The sequence below is a fragment of the Cryptosporangium sp. NPDC048952 genome (assembly GCF_043197895.1).
GTDB lineage: Bacteria > Actinomycetota > Actinomycetes > Mycobacteriales > Cryptosporangiaceae > Cryptosporangium.
Genome location: NZ_JBICTY010000005.1, coordinates 394,142 through 412,222, shown reverse-complemented (window position 1 = coordinate 412,222; position 18,081 = coordinate 394,142). Strand labels below are relative to the sequence as shown.

Annotated in this window: 13 protein-coding genes; 5 read left to right on the top strand and 8 right to left on the bottom strand. The window is 70.3% G+C overall.

Annotated elements, in window-relative coordinates; translation table 11 throughout:
* The first annotated feature begins 119 nt into the window (after nt 1-119).
* Complete coding sequence (locus ACGFY5_RS28575) at nt 120-2,102, top strand: hypothetical protein (protein ID WP_392724534.1); 1,983 nt, start codon at nt 120-122, stop codon at nt 2,100-2,102.
* Between the two features lie 43 nt (nt 2,103-2,145).
* Here the strand turns inward: ACGFY5_RS28575 and ACGFY5_RS28570 are convergent, their stop codons facing one another.
* Nucleotides 2,146-2,277: a hypothetical protein gene (locus ACGFY5_RS28570; RefSeq protein WP_392724533.1), complete on the bottom strand. Its 132-nt coding sequence runs from the start codon at nt 2,275-2,277 to the stop codon at nt 2,146-2,148.
* Complete coding sequence (locus tag ACGFY5_RS28565; protein ID WP_392724531.1) at nt 2,277-4,997, bottom strand: protein kinase; 2,721 nt, start codon at nt 4,995-4,997, stop codon at nt 2,277-2,279. The genes ACGFY5_RS28570 and ACGFY5_RS28565 overlap by 1 nt, the downstream gene beginning before the upstream one ends.
* 283 nt (nt 4,998-5,280) lie before the next feature.
* Here ACGFY5_RS28565 and ACGFY5_RS28560 point away from each other — a divergent pair, with 283 nt between their 5' ends.
* Complete coding sequence (locus ACGFY5_RS28560; protein WP_392724529.1) at nt 5,281-6,198, top strand: hypothetical protein; 918 nt, start codon at nt 5,281-5,283, stop codon at nt 6,196-6,198.
* On the opposite strand, the gene ACGFY5_RS28555 is transcribed toward ACGFY5_RS28560, so the two are convergent.
* Nucleotides 6,185-8,701 (bottom strand): DEAD/DEAH box helicase, encoded by a 2,517-nt coding sequence (locus ACGFY5_RS28555; protein ID WP_392724527.1) that lies wholly within the window; start codon nt 8,699-8,701, stop codon nt 6,185-6,187. The genes ACGFY5_RS28560 and ACGFY5_RS28555 overlap by 14 nt on opposite strands.
* Nucleotides 8,702-8,942: 241 nt before the next feature.
* Between ACGFY5_RS28555 and ACGFY5_RS28550 the strand changes: the two genes are divergently transcribed.
* Nucleotides 8,943-9,899, top strand: a complete 957-nt coding sequence (locus ACGFY5_RS28550) for a cation-transporting P-type ATPase (RefSeq protein ID WP_392724526.1) — start codon at nt 8,943-8,945, stop codon at nt 9,897-9,899.
* Between the two features lie 167 nt (nt 9,900-10,066).
* Here the strand turns inward: ACGFY5_RS28550 and ACGFY5_RS28545 are convergent, their stop codons facing one another.
* The 5 genes from ACGFY5_RS28545 to ACGFY5_RS28525 all read right to left on the bottom strand — a co-directional run bounded on the left by ACGFY5_RS28545 (nt 10,067) and on the right by ACGFY5_RS28525 (nt 14,809).
* A complete protein-coding gene (locus tag ACGFY5_RS28545; protein WP_392724524.1) occupies nt 10,067-10,615 on the bottom strand; it encodes a hypothetical protein in 549 nt (182 codons plus the stop codon).
* 156 nt (nt 10,616-10,771) lie between these two features.
* On the bottom strand, nt 10,772-11,656 hold the full coding sequence (locus ACGFY5_RS28540; RefSeq protein ID WP_392724522.1) for an anti-sigma factor family protein: 885 nt from the start codon (nt 11,654-11,656) through the stop codon (nt 10,772-10,774).
* Complete coding sequence (locus ACGFY5_RS28535; RefSeq protein WP_392725056.1) at nt 11,653-12,144, bottom strand: sigma-70 family RNA polymerase sigma factor; 492 nt, start codon at nt 12,142-12,144, stop codon at nt 11,653-11,655. The genes ACGFY5_RS28540 and ACGFY5_RS28535 overlap by 4 nt, the downstream gene beginning before the upstream one ends.
* Before the next feature lie 399 nt (nt 12,145-12,543).
* Nucleotides 12,544-13,905, bottom strand: coding sequence for a CAP domain-containing protein (locus ACGFY5_RS28530; RefSeq protein ID WP_392724520.1), 1,362 nt, complete (start codon nt 13,903-13,905; stop codon nt 12,544-12,546).
* A gap of 190 nt (nt 13,906-14,095) precedes the next feature.
* Nucleotides 14,096-14,809 (bottom strand): hypothetical protein, encoded by a 714-nt coding sequence (locus ACGFY5_RS28525; protein WP_392724518.1) that lies wholly within the window; start codon nt 14,807-14,809, stop codon nt 14,096-14,098.
* Between the two features lie 368 nt (nt 14,810-15,177).
* Here ACGFY5_RS28525 and ACGFY5_RS28520 point away from each other — a divergent pair, with 368 nt between their 5' ends.
* Both ACGFY5_RS28520 and ACGFY5_RS28515 read left to right on the top strand, forming a co-directional pair.
* On the top strand, nt 15,178-16,056 hold the full coding sequence (locus tag ACGFY5_RS28520; protein WP_392724516.1) for a DUF4142 domain-containing protein: 879 nt from the start codon (nt 15,178-15,180) through the stop codon (nt 16,054-16,056).
* Nucleotides 16,057-16,683: 627 nt separating this feature from the next.
* On the top strand, nt 16,684-18,000 hold the full coding sequence (locus tag ACGFY5_RS28515; RefSeq protein WP_392724514.1) for a DUF1996 domain-containing protein: 1,317 nt from the start codon (nt 16,684-16,686) through the stop codon (nt 17,998-18,000).
* Nucleotides 18,001-18,081: the final 81 nt, after the last annotated feature.

Here is an 18,081-nt window from a genome sequence, read left to right as displayed (position 1 = left end):
GTCATACGCCGAGGAATCGCAACCCGTTTGGTGTTCCAACCGCCGATGCCTTGGGGTAAGCGGTTTTAGAGATGATTAATGCGTTATGTTCTTTTCGTCTGATACGGGGGGACCGGGACATGAGACATCGTCCGATACTGACCGCTCTCGGCGCCGCGGGTGCGGTCGCCGGGCTCCTTCTCTTCGGTGGTCCGACGGCGGCGGCCCCGGACCCTGGTTCCCGGTCCGTCGAACTCGACGCCGCCCGAGCGCTGGGCTTGCCGGACGTCGACAAAAAGAAAGCAGTACAGGCGGACGCCGTGAACCCGTACCTGGGGTTGGTGCCGGAGCCGAACAAGGTCGACTGGGGCTACTGGCGGAAGAAGCTCGCGACGGACGGTCACCAGCGCGCGGTGGCTTCGTCGAAGGTGCGGGCGGCCGACCCGCGCGGGCTGGCGTCCCGGGATGTCGAACCGGTGTTCGTCGACGAGGAGGAACCGTCCCGGACGCTCGGCGGCAACGACAAGATCGGTACGGCGGAGAACCTGCCCCGCTTCGGGTCGGCCGACGGGCGGACGCCGGCCGCGCGGGTCGTCGGGACGCTTGCCGACGGGCCGGCCGCCGTACAGTTCGACCCGCCGAAGGAGGACAACGGGTCGATCCGGGTGGCGTCGAACGTCGTGCTGCCCGGCTCGCAGACGCGGCGGACGACCACCGGCAAGATCGGCGACGGACCGCACGGCTCCGAGGGTGACAAGAAGGGCGACTTCGACTTCTACAAGATCACCACGGCCAAGGCCGGTCAGCGGCTGCTGGTCGACCTCGATACGCCGAACACCAACGACGCGACGCAGCCGAAGCTGGACTCGGTCGTCGTGCTGTGGAACAAGGCCGGCAAGGCCATCGCGCTCAACGACGACGACGGCGAGACGCTCGACAGCCGCCTGGCGATCAACATCCCGACCGACGGCGAGTACTTCGTGTCGGTCGGGGCGTACGACGCACCGGTTCCCGAGGACCCGTTCGACTCCGCCAGCGGCAAGGGCACCGGCTCCGAGGGCGCGTACTCGATCACGTTCGGCCTGGACGCCGACGACGTGGACTTCTACCAGGTCGACCTGCGCGCGGGTGACGTGCTCGGCGCGGCAGTGAGCGGTGCGGCGCGCGAACTGTCGGTGCGCGACCCCGAGGACCACCTGCGGATCACCTCGCGGCAGGACCAGTCGGGCATCTACCCGCCGACGTCCCCGCTCCCGGGCGGCGGGAACGCGGTGCTCGCGCACGTCGCCGACACCAGCGGGACGCACACGATCGCCGTGAGCAGCGGCGCCGGACGCTACGACCTGACGCTGCAGGTGTACCGGCCGGGGCCGGAGAAGCGCGGTGCCAGCACCGTCCAGACGATCTTCCTCGACTTCGACGGCGCGCAGGTCAACACGAAGATCTGGGGCGGCACCGGCGTGCGGACACTGTCGCCGTTCCGCTCGTTCCTGGGCCGCTGGAACCTGCGCGGCGACCAGGAGAACGCCACGATCGACGCGGTGATCAAGTCGGTGCGCGAGAACCTCGAACACGACTTCGGCGACCGGGTGGCGATCCGGATCCTCAACAGCCGCGACAACCGCGACCCGTGGGGTGAGCCGAACGTCAGCCGCGTGGTGATCGGTGGTAGCTCGGACGAGGCCGGGCTCACGACGGTCGGGATCTCGCAGTCGGTGGACCCCGGGAACTTCGACACCGAGGAGTCGGCGCTCGTGCTGCTCGACGACATGTCGAATCCGGGTGGGGCGCGGAACACGTCGAACCCGTCGTTGCTGGCGTACATGACCCCCGCGAGCAACCGGGTCGGGTTCGTGGGGCAGGCGGTCGGGAACGCGGTGTCCCACGAAATCGGGCACTTCCTGGGTAGCTGGCACACCGCGGCATTCGACGACACCGCGGACCTGATGGACCAGGGCGGCAACTTCGCGGTCCTGTGGGGTGTGGGAGCCGATCAGATCGGCGGCACGGCGGACGACGACGACGTCGACTTCGGCCGGGACGTGTTCAACCCGGGTGAGGGGTTCGCAGGGTCGCAGGCGACGTCGGCGAACACGGAGTGGGGTCTGTCGGCGGTGCGCTGAGCGGTCCCGTTCCGGCGCGCCGTGGCGCGCCGGAACGGAGCCGCTAGTCGCGGCGGTTTTTGCGGCGGCGGGCTGCCCGGCCTCGGCTGCGCAGCCAGGTGGCCGCGAAGAAGGCCAGGACGAGGAAGGCGCTGATGCCCTCCAGCCAGGAGGTGCCGCCGGTGGGCTGGGGCATCAGTTGCTCGGGGTGGGGACGGGACGGGTGTCGAGGTCCCAGAGACGGACGACCTTCTCGTCTCCCCCGTCGGCCAGCGTCCGGCCGTCCGGGCTGAACGCCACCGCGTCGACGTCGCCGGTGGCCTTCAGCGGCTGGCCGAGCTGCTTGCCGGTCGCGACGTCCCAGAGGCGGGTCGTGTCGTCGATGCTCGCGGTGGCCAGCGTCCGGCCGTCGGGGCTGAACGCCAGGCCGTAGATGTTGTCGGTGTGGCCGCGGAACGCGCGGTCCACGGCCTGCTTCTCGACGTCCCAGATCCGGATGACCTTGTCGGAACCGCCACCCGCGACGTACTTGCCGTCGGGGCTGAACGCGATCGAGTCGATGTCGCCGGGCGTGGCCTTCAGCGGGCTGCCGATCTGTTTGCGGGTGGCGAGGTCCCAGAGCCGGATCGTGTCGTCGGCGCCGCTGCTGGCCAGCGTCCTTCCGTCCGGCGAGAACGCGACGCTGTAGACCTCGTCGGTGTGGCCGGTGAGCGGCTGGCCGATCTGCTTCTGGGACGCGACGTCCCAGAGGCGGACGGTCTTGTCGCCGCCGGACGAGGCGATCGTGCGGCCGTCCGGAGAGAACGCGAGGCCGTACGCGTCGCCGGCGTGCCCGGTGAGGACGCCGACCTTCGTGCCGGTGTCGGCGTTCCAGAGCCGGACCGCGCCGTCGCCGCCGACCGAGGCGAGCAGATTGTTGCTGCTGAACGCCACCCGGTAGACGGTGCCGGTGTGGCCCTTGAGCGGCTCGCCCACCTGGCTGCGGAACTCGACGTCCCAGAGGCGGACGGTGCTGTCGCCACTGCCGGAGGCGAGGTGCTTGCCGTCGGGGCTGAACGCGACCGCGTTGATCCACTGGGTGTGGCCGGTGAACTTGTTCTGGATCGCCGGGGAGGGGCCGATGGCGAGGGGGGTCGCGGTGACGCGGGGAGTTGCTCCGGCGGTGGTGTCGTCGTCGCCGGTGGGTCTCAGGTAGTAGACGCCGGCGCCGACGACGGCGAGCACCACGAGCACCGCCAGGCCCGCGAGGAGCGGGGCGGTGCGCTTCTTCTTTGTCGGCGGGGCCGGGGGGCCGGGGGGTGGGTAGCCGTACGGGGCTCCGTACACAGCGGTCCCACCCGGCCCGGGCTGCCCCGAAACCGGGTGCCCGGATACCGGATAGCCGGAAGTGGGGCGCGCGGACATCGGGTAGCCGGAGACCGGGCTGCCGGACACCGGGTACGCGACCGGGGCCGAGCCCGAGACCGGCGCCGCTCCGGACACGGGAGCCGCTCCGGACACGGGAGCCGCTCCGGACACGGGAGCCGACCCCGACGCGGGAGCTGAACCCGAGACCGGGGCGATTCCGGAGACGGGGGCCGCGCCGGAGATGGGGGCTGCGATGGCGGTCTGGCCGGAGCGGGTGCGGGTCCAGTGCTGGTGGCGGGTGGGCGCGTCGGTGGACGCCTCGACCGGCGTCGGGCCGCCCTCGGCGAGGGCGCCCTGAATGCGCCGCGCGCGCTCCAGGTAATCCTTCGCCCGCCCGGGGCGCCCCTCCTCCATGAGCCCCGCGGCCGACGCCACCAGCGTCGCCGCCAACCGTTCGGCCGCCGACCGCGTCGCCGGATGCTGGTCACCGTAGATCCGCAACGCGCTGATCGCGATCACGTCCAGCGCCTCGACCGTGTCGAACGCGACCAGGTCGTGCAGCCGCAGCTGCTCGTCCGAACTCAGCAGCGGCAAGAGCTCGTCCCGCGCGGCCGCCGCCGTCGGCCGGTTCCGCACCTCGGGGTCGGTGCATCGCCGCACCAGGCTCGCGACCACCCGGCCCCGCTCCGGCCCGACCTCCGCCGCGATCAACTCGTCGAGATCGGGGCGCAAGCTGTGCCGCAGGTGCGCCTGCAGATAGGCCAACGGCGTCTTCTCCGCGACGTCGTGCGGACGGCGCGCCGTGAGCAACTCCGCGAGCACCACGCCGAAGCTGAACATGTCCCACGCCGGCGTCGGGCTCGTGCCCTCGTCGGGCGGCATGTACGGGATCGTTCCGACCCCACCGGTCGGGTTGCCCGTCTGCGGGTCGCGGAGGGTTCCGAGGTCTCCGAGGACGCTCCGCCGGTCCCACCGCAGGATGTTCGCCGGCTTGACGTCGCGGTGCACCAGCACACCGCGCTGACCGGTCGGCGTGTGCAGGTGGTGCAGTGCGTCGGCGATACCGACCAGGTCGAACAGGATCTGATCAGCGGTCAACCGCGGCGGGTTCGACTTGACGACCTGATCCTCCAGGTCCTCACCGCACAACGGCATGACCTGCACCAACGCGAGGCACGTGCCGTCGAACTCACGCCGGAACTCGTTGATCTCCGCCTGCGCGAACACCGGCAGCAGGAACGGGTGACGCAACGCGGTGGCGTAGCGCTGCTCGCGGCGCATGCGCTGCAGGACGTCGGGGCGGCCGCGCCGCTCCAGTACGACCCGGACCGCGACCGGGTCACCGGGCTCCCCCGCCTCGGGTAACGGGTCGAGCAACTCAGCGGTGAACACCGTGGCCTGGCCCGTGTTCTTCGAGATCCGCTCCCGCAGGAGCACCCGGACACCTGGACCGGTGCCGACGGGTAACCGGATCGACCGCCCCTCGACGATCTGGGGCTCGGTGAGCGTGGAAGCGCCCTGTCCGTCACTCGGGGTGGCGCCGCCGGGGTCGCTCGACCAGCCGCTCATCGTGGTCAGCGCTTCCCTTCCGGTCCGGTCGCCTGTTCGTCCGCCGCTGGAGTGTATAGCGCGGTGCCGTGTCCGGATCGGCTCCGGACGGGTTGCCGACACCCGTCGCGATCTGGGGGTTCGGCGGCTGGTGTTCCTTATTGTTCGGCTGTGACTTCCGGATTCCGGGGCCGGTGGTTCGTGGTCGGCTTGCCTGCTGCCCTGATCGGCCCGTGTCGCGACCGGCGGCACGCTCTCACCACCCGCGAGGTAGCCCGGCCACCCACGTGGGTACCGCCGGATCGTGGCCCTCCCGGACTCCGCCCACGTCGGCACCCTGATCCGCCGCCTCCAAACCCTCCCCACCCGCCTCCTCGGCACCGCCCGGACTACCACCCCGGGCGACGCGGAGCCGGCCGGCAGTGCCTCCCGGCGCGTCACCCTCGCCGCCGGCGAGACCGTTGGCGCGGATGCCGACGACCCACGGCTCGACGCCGCCCTCGCCGACGCGGCCTCCGACGCCGAGCGCGACTACCTGCTCAAAGCGCTGGCCGCCGGCAACAGCGTCCCAGCGGTCGTCGCGTTCGCCGAGAAGCTACGCGGACGCCCCGAGGAGTGGCTCCGCACCCACCTCACGCTCCTGGATCCCACCACCCCTGGCACTGTCACCTACCGCGGCGCCCGGTTCGCCCAGACCGACCAGACCACGTGCGGCACCACCACCGTGATGGCCGCCCGACTCCTCGCCGATCCGATCTACGCGTTCCGCCTCACCACCGGCGACCGCCCCGACGACCCGACGTCCACGTCGCCGGAGGCGTACGAACGGCGCCTGGTAGCCGAACAGAAGAGCCTGCGCGGCTGGACCAACCGGCTCTGGCCGGAAGTACTGGGAACGACCCCCTGGGGCGTCCGCAGAGGCCTCTCCCACCTCGCCGTGCGCTACACCGTCCACTGGGCGGACGACACCGACGACCGCGACATCGCCGCCGCCGGCGCGGCGATCGCAACCGGCCTCGACTCCGGCCACCCGGTGCCGCTACTGGTCGGCGACTTCTACCCGGCCCACTACCTCCTGGCCGTCAGCCGAACCGACCAGCGGATCCGGGTCTACAACCCGGCCAACGCCCGCGTGGTCGACACGCACCTCGACGACGTCCGCCGCGGCATCGGCGACGCGACCAACTTCCGCCACCTGCACGGATACCTCATTCCGCGGTGAGCGGCCCCACGGACGTCACCTCGACCACAGCCACCCCGGCCTCGTCCGACGCCGACAGATCCACCGTCGCCGAGATACCCCAGTCCCGATCCCCCGCCGGGTCGTCGAACGTCTGACGCACCACCCAGAGCCCGGGCTCCTCCGAGATCGACAGCAGCGCCGGCCCCCGCGCATCGGGTCCGGTACCCAGCGACGTGTACTCCTCGAAGTACGGCGCGAGCGCCGTCTCCCACGCCTCGGCGTCCCACCCGGAAGCGGAGTCCAGCTCTCCCAGCTCCCACCAGTTCCGCAGCGCGGCCAACTCCACCCGCCGGAACAGCGCGTTCCGCACCAGCACCCGGAACGCCCGGGTGTTGCGCGTCACGGCCACCGGCACCGCTTCGATCGGCGCGACGTCCCCCAGGTCGTCGGTAGGCGGCGACGTCAACCGCTCCCACTCGTCGATCAGCGACGAGTCGACCTGACGCACGAGCTCCCCGAGCCACTCGATCAGGTCCGACAGGTCCTCGGTGCGCGCTTCCTCCGGCACGGTCTGGCGCATCGCCCGGTACGCGTCGGCCAGGTACCGCAGCACCAGCCCTTCCGACCGCGCCAGCGAGTAGAACGACACGTACTCGGTGAACGTCATCGCCCGCTCGTACATGTCACGCACCACCGACTTCGGCGCCAGCTCGAAGTCCGCCACCCACGGGTGTCCGCGCCGGTACGTCTCGTACGCCGCCGACAGCAGCTCCACCAGCGGCTTGGGGTACGTCACCTCTTCCAGCGCGTCCATTCGCTGGTCGTACTCGAGCCCGTCGGCCTTCATCTGCGCGACGGCCTCACCGCGCGCCTTGAACTGCTGCGCCGAGAGCACCTGACGCGGATCGTCCAACGTCGACTCGATCACCGACAGCACGTCCAGCGCGTACGACGGGGACTCCCGGTCGAGCAGCTCGATCGCGGCCAGCGCGAGCGGCGACAGCGGCTGGTTGAGCGCGAAGTCGGACTGCAGGTCGATGGTCAGCCGCACGGTCCGCCCCTCGGGGTCGGGTTCGGAAAGCTTCTCCACCACCCCACCAGCCAGCAACGCCCGGTAGATCGCGATCGCCCGCCGGATGTGTTTGCGCTGCGCCGCGGCGTCCTCGTGGTTGTCGGTGAGCAGGTGCCGCATCGCGGCGAACGCGTCGCCCGGCCGACCGATGACGTTGAGCAGCATCGCGTGCGACACCGTGAACGACGACGTCAGCGGCTCCGGGTCGGCGGAGATCAGCCGTTCGTACGTCGGCTTGCCGTAGCCGACCGAACCTTCCGGCGGCTTCTTCTTCACGACCTTGCGCCGCTTCTTCGGGTCGTCACCGGCCTTGGCCAGCGCCCGCTCGTTCTCGACCACGTGCTCCGGCGCCTGCACGACGACAGTGCCGACGGTGTCGTAGCCCGCGCGGCCGGCCCGCCCGGCGATCTGGTGGAACTCGCGGGCCTTCAGCAGCCGGACCTTAACGCCGTCGTATTTAGACAAGCCAGTGAACAAAACGGTCCGGATCGGCACGTTGATCCCGACGCCCAGCGTGTCCGTACCGCAGATCACCTTGAGCAACCCGGCCTGCGCGAGCGTCTCGACCAACCGCCGGTACTTCGGGAGCATCCCCGCGTGGTGCACGCCGATGCCGTGCCTCACCAGCCTGGACAGCGTCTTGCCGAAGCCCGTGGAGAACCGGAAGTTGCCGATCGCCGACGCGATCGCGTCCTTCTCCGCCCGGGTGCTGACGTTGATGCTCATCAGCGCCTGCGCCCGCTCGAGCGCCGCCGCCTGGGTGAAGTGCACCACGTAGATCGGCGCCTGTCGGGTTTCCAACAGCTCTGTCAGGGTCTCGTGAAGCGGCGTCGTCACGTACTCGTAGAACAGCGGCACCGGCCGCTCGGCGGAACTCACCACCGCCGTCGTCCGCCCGGTGCGCCGGGAGAGGTCGTCGACGAACCGTGTGACGTCGCCCAACGTCGCCGACATCAGCAGGAACTGCGCCCGAGGCAGTTCGATCAGCGGCACCTGCCACGCCCACCCGCGGTCGGGCTCGGCGTAGAAGTGGAACTCGTCCATCACGACTTGGCCGACGTCGGCCGCGGCGCCGTCGCGCAGCGCGATGTTGGCCAGGATCTCGGCTGTGCAGCAGATGATCGGGGCGTCCGCGTTCACCGCCGCGTCGCCGGTCAGCATGCCGACCTGGGCCGGGCCGAACACGTCGCAGAGCGCGAAGAACTTCTCCGAGACCAGCGCCTTGATCGGCGCCGTGTAGTACGTGCGCTGCCCGGTGGCCAGCGCCGCGAAGTGCGCCCCGGTCGCCACCATGCTCTTCCCGGACCCGGTGGGCGTCGACAGGATCACGTTCGCGCCCGAGACGATCTCGATGAGCGCTTCTTCCTGGTGCGGGTAGAGCGTGAGGCCCTGTTTCTCCGCCCACCCGGCGAAAGCCTCGAAGATCTCGTCGGGGTCGGCCTCGGTGGGAACCAGTTCGGTGAGCGTCATCGCACCCCTATCGTGCCCGGTCGCGGCGGTGACGGCCATGCCGGGGTACCCAGAACCCCACCAGTCACATCAGCCCCTTCCAAAACATCGTCAACGTAGTCCCGTGAGCTTTGAACCAACCCCCGCAGGGAGCCGTCCTCCCAAACAGGAAACGCAAAGCCGAACTTAAGGTCAGCCGCCGCAGGGTCGTTGATCAGCCTCAACCCGGTGCCCAACCGAATTGTCTGGACAGGAGACGGCCATGCGCCCAACTGTGAGCCCGGCCCCCGCCGAAACTCGCGGACCGGTCTCGGTCCACCCGTGGGCCTACCCCCACGAGGAGGTCCTCCGCCGCTTCGACGTCAACCCGCTGACCGGGTTGTCGATGGAGGAGGCGGCCCGTCGGCGCGGCGCGCTCGGTCCCAACGTCGTCGAGCCCGGCACGGAGGAGGCCCCGGCACTGAGCCAGGAGCGCTGGCCCCGGCTGCGCGCCTTCGTCGACACGCTGCTGAGCCGTCGGCCCGAGGCCGAGACGGCGAGCGCCGAGGTCCGTGAGCAGTTCATGGCCCGCGTCCTGCGCTCCGACCGGGTGCTGACCGTCCACGCGGTCGACCTGGTGCCCGGCGACATCGTCCTGCTCGCCCAGGGCGACCTCATCCCCGCCGACGCGCGTCTGCTCGACGTCGTCGAACTGCGGGTCGACGAGGAGCCGCTGACCGGCGGGGAACTCGCCTCCTCGCGCTGCGTCGCTCCCGTGGGCAGCGGCTGGACCCCGGTCGCCGACCGTCGCTCGATGGTGCACGCCGGCAGCCGCATCGTCTACGGCGCGGGAACCGCCGTGGTCGTGGCCACCGGCCCGCTCACGGTCATCGGCCGGGCGACGCTCAACCGGATCTCGTCCTCGCAGCGCAACGCGCTGGGACGCGCCCGCACCGCACGCCGCCCGGGTGGCCTCGGCCGCCGCGGTGGCCTGGGCGCGGGGGCAGACCGCCGCGCTGCCAGAGCCACCGAGTCGGCCGCACCCGCCGGCTTACCCTGGCTCCCGTCCGCGGCCCCGCCGTCCCGAGCGCTGCCGAAGCCGCTGCTGATCGAAACGACCGCGCCTGAACCGACGTTGCCGGCTGTCCCGGTGATCGGTCCCCGCCCGTTGGTGCTCGGCTCACGCCCCGCGCGTGCCGCCCGCAGTGCCCGGCGGTGGACCCGCTCCTGCGGCCGCTGACGTCCGCACGAACCCAACTGCACACTCTGGACGCTACGCGAGCACCCATCGGGGGCTCGCGCGTTCGGTTTTACGGGGTCGTTCCCGGGCTTCACGGGGTCGTTCCCGGCACATGAGAAAAGACCCGCGTCGCCGGGAAGGCGACGCGGGTGGTCCGACCGGGTCTCTCACTTCACGTAGTGCGAGTCGAGCATGATCTGCCCGCCGCCGAGCTTCTTCACCAGCGGATCCAGCGTTTCGGCCTTGGTCGAGGTCACCAGCCACTGCGTTCCGACCAGGTAGGCACCGCCGTAGCCCTCGGCCGCCTCGATCCAGCCAAGCATCTTCTGGTTCGACGTGAACGTCAGGATCGTCGTCCGGGTCTCCCCGATCATGCAGACGCCCTGCGAGAAGTCGCTGCTCTTGCGGACGCTGGTCGGCTCGCAGCCGACCTTGTCGGCGATCTGGTCCATCGACAGGACCGGGGCGGTCTTCGGCTCGGAGTCGCGGCTGCTCCACCACTCGGCGCCACCCAGCCCGAGCACGGAGCCTCCGACGACGGCCGCAGCGACGGTCGCGATGATGGCTGTGCGCTTCGAGGACTTCGGGGCCCTGGGGGAGGCGCCGCCGTTGCCCGGGTAGCGACCCGGAGGGTCCTGGTCATCGGCCCCGTAGCCCGGGTAGCCGTCGGCGGGGTACGCCTGTTGGTGGGGGTACGTCGACTGCGGTCGGCTCATACTTCCCATACGGTTTCCGGCGCGATGTGGTTCGACCTGGTTCGACAAAATAAACGGGCCCCGCACCGTTTTTTCAAACGGTGCGGGGCCCGGAAAAGGGTCGCGACAGCCCACCGATCCCCACAACCCGAGGGTTGCCGCTACCCGGCCATGAGGTCAGGGCCGCTTGGCCGTCACCAGGGTCTGACCCGACGTCGAGCGCAGCGAAACCGTGACCAGGTCGCTCGGCGACATCTGCACCGGCTTGGTCTCGTCCAGCACGCCGGCCGCGTTGACCTTCACCGTGTCGACGACCTTGTCGTTGCCCACCGCGTCCCGCGCGACGATCTCCACGTCCTGACCAGCGGGCAGGTTGCTGCCGTCCAGGCGGAGGCTCAGGTAACCACTGTCGGCCGAGTTGACCTCGACGTCCAGCGTCGCCTTCGTGGTGGCGTCTTCGCCCTCGAGACCGAAGTTCGCCGGGCCGAGCCCCTCGGCGGGGGTCTGGCTCGCGGTCGCCGCGGTCTGCTTCGCGACCGGCGCGGTCCGGGTGCCTCCCTCGTCGGAGTCGCCCAGGCCCGATCCGATCAGGACTCCGCCGCCGAGCACCAGCACCGCCGCGGCCGCCGCACCGGCGAACGCGAGGTGCCGACGCTGCTGGCTGGCGCTACCCGCCCGCGGCCGACGCCGGTGCGAGCGGGCCTTCTGCCCGGAGTACCCGGGGAAGCCCTCGTCCTGACGGCCGCCGGGCACCGAGCGCAGCTGCGGTCCGGCCTCCTGCCGCGGCGCTTCCTGACGGGGCGGCCCGGCCTGCTCGAACGCCTCCAGGCGGATGTCGTGCAACGCCCGCAGGAACACGGCGTCGTTCGGGTCGGCGGGTTCGTCGATGAACGCCTCGGGCGGCACCGCCGCCATGAACGCGGCGGTCTCCTCCGCCTCGTTGAGCTCGTGCCGGCACCGGGTGCACGACAGAAGATGGTCGGCCAGTCGCGCCGCCTCAGGCGGATCGAGAGCCCCTACCGCGTACGCCCCGACCAATTCGCGGCACTGCATCTCGGTCATCGTGTCACCCCCACTACATCCCCGAGCGCGGAGCGTAGAGCTCGCAGCGCGTAGTACGTCCGGGACTTGACGGTGCCGGCGGGCACGCCGAGCACCTCGGCAGCCTCTGCGGTCGTCCGTCCACGGTAATAGACCTCGATCAGTACCCGCCGATGCTCGGCGGAGAGGGTTCCCAGACCATCGAGAACCACCATCGTGTCGACCACTCCGTCGGAGTGGTCCCGTTCCATCGGCGGGGTCGCGGGGTTCTCCGCGACCTCTGTCGGCCGGGCCCGGCGAGCACGTGCCCGGTCGGTCACGATGTTCCTCGCGACCGTGAGCAACCAGCCACGAACTGACCGGGATCCGTCAGAAAGCGCTTCACCGTGCTTCCACGCACGGACGAGCGTCTCCTGGACGACGTCCTCGGCCGCCGCGGCATCGCCGGTGAGCCGGGTCGCGTACGCCAACAGCGCACGGCCGTGCTCCACGTAGATCTGCCGGATCAGCTCCTCACCCTGAGCAGGTGGTAGCTGACGACCGGACGGCCCGCGGTCGGCGCGCGCGGCGCCGTTCACCGGTTGGGCGTGTCCTGGCACGCTGGCCACTCCGTCCCTGGGTCCTGACGCAGTGCGTTGCCGGACGTCGGGTCCACCGAACATCCGGCCACTTGGCGGTACTGCCGCTCCGGGTAACCGCGGAGCGGGAACAGCGATGTGCACTGACGCCTCCGACCGTGATCCTTTATCGGGTCGCACGAACCCCAACTCTCACACGTGCGTCGTCGAGAGCCGGTTCAGGGCGAACCGAAGACTTTCTCGGCGACGCGGACGGTCAACGGCAGAAGCCAGTCAACCGGAGCCACAACGTAGTGCGGACCGGAACCGGCATCAAACCCATCCCCCTCACTATTGCCCGAGCACGATCGACCAGTACGCGACGCTCTTGGTGTTCATCCGTGCCTGCGCCCCCACCTTGGTCCAGCCGCAGCTCAGCTTTCCTCCGGAGACCACCTTGACGGTGGCCGGGAGGTCCGCGGTGGCGTCCGGAGCCGGGAACGCGGCCTGCGCCGCTTCCGCCGGGCTACCCGCTCCCGCAACCACCGAGTCGACGACTTTCGTGCCGTCGTAGCCGACACCCTTCGCGCGATCGAGCGAGCTGTCGCCGTCGGGTGTCTTGGTGTTGAAGTAGTTGCGGGTCAGCATGTCGTCGACGTGGTCGCCGGCGTAGGCCACCAGCGTCTGGTCGACCTCGACCCGGCCGCAGCCGAGGTTGTCGAGTTCCTTGTTGATCGCGGTGGCGACGGCCTCAGCGGCCTGCGCGGTGGCGTCGTCCGGTTTCTGGTCCGACGGGTTCGCCCCGGCTGCCGGTTGGCTCGCCGGGGCGCTGCTGCCCAGCGCGGAGCTCGAGTTACCGGTGTAGCGGTCCCGCTCGGCGAGCATCGTCGCGCCCAGCACGAGGACGAGCATCAGCACACCACCGGCCAGCGGCGCCCAGCTGGAGAACTTCCGGCGGGCGCCGGTGTAGCGCATCGGGCGCGAGGGTCTCCGGCGCGAGCCGGCCTTCGCACGGCGCTCGCCACCGGCACGCCGTTCGCCGCCAGCGCGTCGCTGGCCCGCGCGCGAGCCGGACGTCGGACGGCTGCTGGAAACGGGTCGGCTGCTGGGCGCGGGACGCCCCGCGGGACTGGTCGGAACTCCGCGCGCAGCCGGACCGCGGTCGTATCCGGCGTCGTAGCCGGCCGGTCCCCGGTCGTAGCCCGAGGGGCCGCGGTCGTACCCCGACGGGCCCCGGTCGTAGCCGGACGGACCGGCGTCGTAACCGGACGGTCCCCGGTCGTACCCCGAGGGGCCGCGGTCGTGGCTGGGCCCCTGGTCGTAGGCGTGCGTGCCGGTGTCGTGACCGGCCCGACCCATGGGGGTCGTGGTCGTCCAGCCGTCGTCGACCTGCGGCCTCGGCTGCGGCGCCTGGCGCGGGACGGTCGGCTGGTCGTCCTCCGGCCAGATGCTCGTCCACTCGCCGGTGTCCTGCGTGTCCCTGTTGGTGCGGCCGGAACGCCCGGCGGTCGGGTCGACCTGCCGGCCCTGCTTGTCGCTCTTGCGGTGCGCGCCGCCCAGCCGTCCGACCGTGTACACGCCCGACGACGGGCCCGGCATCGCGCGCGGGAGCTCGATCGTGCCGTCACGCTCCGGCGCGTACCCCTCCGGACCACCCCGGAGTTCGGCGTCGCCCACCGCAGCGGAGGCCGACCACATGTTCTTCCGCGCCATTTGAAGCTCTGTCCCCTTCCGGCCCCCGCCGTATCGCTTCCGGTCCGGTGGTGGCGGCACCGGGCCAGTGGCCCACCCGACCGCGATCCGAGTCGGCGATCGGGTGGGCTAGGCCGGAGTCCGCACTAGCACCGGGTGCGAGCCGCCAGCGCGAACTCCGACAGTGGTGGGGTGGTTTTCCACCCTTCCCTCAGTAGGTATATCCACCGTCTCCCGCATCGGCATCGTCATTGGTCCCAGCGGCGTCGTCCTTCGGCGGTTTCGGCGGCGCCGGCGGGTTCTCCGGGAGGCACGTGATGTTCTTCGTGCCGTCGGGCGACACGGCGAACCAGACCTTGCCGACGTTCTGACCGGTCCAGTCACCCGGCTTCTTGTCGCCGAGGTAGTAGTAGAGCGGCCATCCGCCGAGCGTGACCTGCTTCGCGCCGTCCTTGCGGGTGACTTGGCCCACCTTGGCCGCGTCCAGCCCGACGAGCTTCTGGTCCCCGGCGACGACCGGCGGCCACACCTTTGCGCAGTCGTCGTCGCAGTTGGACGTCGGCGGCTTGGCCTTGTCGTTGTCGAAGCGGTAGACGATCCAGCCGCGTTCGTCGGTGACGACCTCACCCATCTTCTTGGTCTTCGTGCGCTTGAGCGTCGTCGGCTTCTTCCCGACGTCGTCGGAGGAAGCACCGGCGTCGCCGCCGGCCGCGGATTCGCTGGCCTCCGGCTCCGTGGTCTTCGGGATGACGTCGTCCGCCGGCGGAACGGCATCGGCGGTCGCGGGTGCAGCGCCCGCGGTAGCTGCGGTGTTCTGCGCGGCGCCGTCGTACGTCGAGCCGCACGCGGTCAACGCCAGGGCCGTGAGCAGCCCGGCGGCCGCGAGGGCGGAGCGGGTGGTGACCGAGCGGATGCTCGAGTTCATCGTCCTGGTCTCCCGTATGGCGTCGGGGGCGAGAACGCGACCGGCTGAGTCGCGCGACCGAAACCACGGACGACACCCACAGGCGGTTCATAAACAACGGAGAAAGTTACAGACCACAAGCGTCCCATTAACCACAGGTCAGCCGAACTTTATCTCCTGCTTAACGATCGATCCGGGCTGAACTGGCACGCTCCGGCCCTCGTCGCGCAGAACGAGTCCTCGGGGAAGCCCGAGGCGCCCTGGGACCCCTGTTACTTCGCGACGTTCGGGAGCGGTCGATGACCGGTCGGAAAGACAATGCACCGGGTAACCGGCAGGTGCAGCGCACCGTTGCCGATGCCCTGCCCGGTCGATCACTAACCGTTTTCATGGCTCTGATCGCTGCGGGCGCGATCGCGCTGGGTGCCACCTCCCTCGGTTGGTGGCCCGGTTCAGCCTCTCCCGCGCACGCCGCCGAACTCGGCATCAACGATCCCGCGCTGCGGACCGGCCAAGGCAACTACGCCGCCGTTCCGGTCGCGGAGGAGAGCCCGGCCGCAGGCGTGCGCGACACGACCCAGGACCAGGCGACCGACCCGGTCGTCACCACGGCGAGCCCGGAGCCGGCGCCGCCGAACCCCGACCTGACCACGGCACGCTCGGTCCCGCTCAGCGAGGCCGACAAGCAGCTGCTGATCAAGGTGCGGCAGGCCGGTCTGTGGGAGATCCCGTCGGGTGAGCAGGCCCAGCAGAAGGCCGAGAGCCCGATCGTGAAAGCCGTCGGCCGCCAGCTGGCCGCCGACCACCGCAAGCTCGACGACTCGGTGCGCAAGCTCGCCGCCGACCTCGACGTCGTCCTGCCGAGCACTCCCTCGGAGCTGCAGCAGGGCTGGATGGCCGAGCTGTCCAAGGCGAACGGCGCGGAGTACGACCGGCTGTTCGCCGACCGTCTCCGGGCGGCGCACGGCACGGTCTTCAACATCATCGCGCAGGTGCGAACCGGTACCCGCAACCCGATCATCCGGGCGTACGCGCAGATCGCGAACACCGTCGTCATGCGACACATGACGCTGCTGGAGAGCACCGGGCTGGTGAAGTTCGACGAACTTCCGGCGCCGGTCCTGTCGCAGGCGTCGTCCACCAGCGGCTCGGGTGGCTCCTCCGAGAGCACGGCCCCGGGCATGCGAACCATGGCAATCGTCGCGATGCTGGCCGCTGCCGCTCTCATCGGCCTGGTCAGCGTCCGTCGGATCCGGCGAGGAGCGTGATCCGTTGAACGAGTTCAGAGATCCCGAAGCCTGGCGGACGCGGTCGCGGATTCCCCGCGAATCCGGCGCCTGGGTAGGCGTCGCCCGCGTTCAAACGGCGGCGGCCCATCCCGACGACTCGTGGATGCACGACGACTGGGTCGAGGAAGCCTGCCTGGAAGACGGGCCGGTTCCGGCCCACGTGGACGCCCGGGCCTGGGCGGCGAGCATGCTCGCCGTCGAGTCCCGGCGCGTGGAGGCCGAGGCCTCCACGTACCGCGGAACAGACGTTCCGCCACCGAGCGCGCGCCTCGAGCGCGGCGCGGTGATCCCGGCGCCCCGAACCGCGGCAGAAAGTGACGCTGCGTGGTCGGACGGTGCTGATTTCTCCGATGATTTTTTTGACAGCCCAGAATCTCCGGCCGTTGCCGGACGTGAATATTCCGCCCGCCGTACGCCGCTCAGCAGCGGAGACAGTGGACGGCACCGGGCGCCTCGCGCGCTCCGGCTGGTCTACAGCGCCGATCGCGTTGAACCGGACTCGCCCGCGCAGCGTAGTGAGGGCGAGACGTATGAGGGGCCTGTGAACCGACCCAGTGGGCAGTCCGGAGCGACCCTGCCCGCCCCAACCGAGGAGACAACACCCGCATGACTGGACCCAAGAGGCACAAGCGGCCCCCCAACCAGTTCCGTCGCCGATCGCTGATCATCATGGCGGTCGTGACGACGATGGTGGTGGCCCTCGGGGTCGGAACCGCGTCGGCGGGCCTCCGCGGCGACCGACAGAACCAAGGCTGGAAGCAGGCCGGACAGAAGTACGGCCACGGACACGGCCGGCCGACGCAGAGCGGCGCACCGGAGGCATCGTCGACCGCTGACCCGGCCAACGAGGGCGAAGAGGGCGACGACCCGGCGAACCCGGACGACACTGCCAGCCCCGACGCCAGCGCCACCGAGGGCCAGGGCGACGGCAATCAGGGCGACGGCCAGGGCGACGACAACGGCCAGGGTGACGGTAACCAGGGCGACGGCCAGGGCGACGGCAACCAGGGCGAGGACCCCGCCGAGGGCGGCGGCGAGGAGACCGAAGCCCCGGACAACGGAATCGACGAGAACGACTACATCGACATCCGACAGGTCCAGCCGAAGCAGCAGCAGCGCATCGGCCGCGCGGGTTCGAGCGGAACCTTCAGCGTTCGGTGCTCGCTCCAGAACCGGCACAACTCCGACAACTACATCGCGGCTCCGGGTATCGGTAACGGCGCGCACCACGTGCACGACTACACCGGTAACACGACGACCGACGCGAACTCGACCGACGAGAGCCTCGCGGCCGCCGGCACCACCTGCAACAAGGGCGACAAGTCGCCGTACTTCTGGCCGGTCATCCGTGACGTCACGGCCGACACCACCACCCGCTTCCCGGGCGAGCTCGAAGAGGACCTGAACACCGGTGCTCTGCTGAAGCCGCGCTTCACCATCCAGTTCCAGGGCAACCCGAAGTCCAAGGTCACCGCGATGCCGGAGTTCCTGCGGGTGCTGGCCGGCGACGCGAAGTCCTCGGTCAACGGTGGCGCCAACCAGCGCGCGCAGTTCACCTGCCAGGGCTTCACCAACCGCATCTCGACGGACAAGTACACGCTCTGCCCGAACGGCCGTGGCTTCACCCGCATCGGTGAGTTCCCGAGCTGCTGGGACGGCCAGAACACCGACACGGCCAACCACCGTGACCACATGAAGTACCCGGACGCTCAGGGCAACTGCCCGGCCAGCAACCCGGTCGTGGTTCCGAAGCTCGTCATCACGATGATCTACAACGTGAAGCCGGGTCCGACGTTCCGACTGGACAGTTTCCCGGAGTCCACGCACGAGCCGATCTCGGACCACAACGACTTCGAGAACGTCATGCCGCAGAACGTCATGAACCAGCTCGTGCAGTGCCTCAACACGGGTCGCCGCTGCTGAGAAAAAACCTCTGAACCGGCGCGCCGCCTCACCCGTCACACGGATAGGACGGTGCGCATCCCGAGGGGATCGGGAGCACCG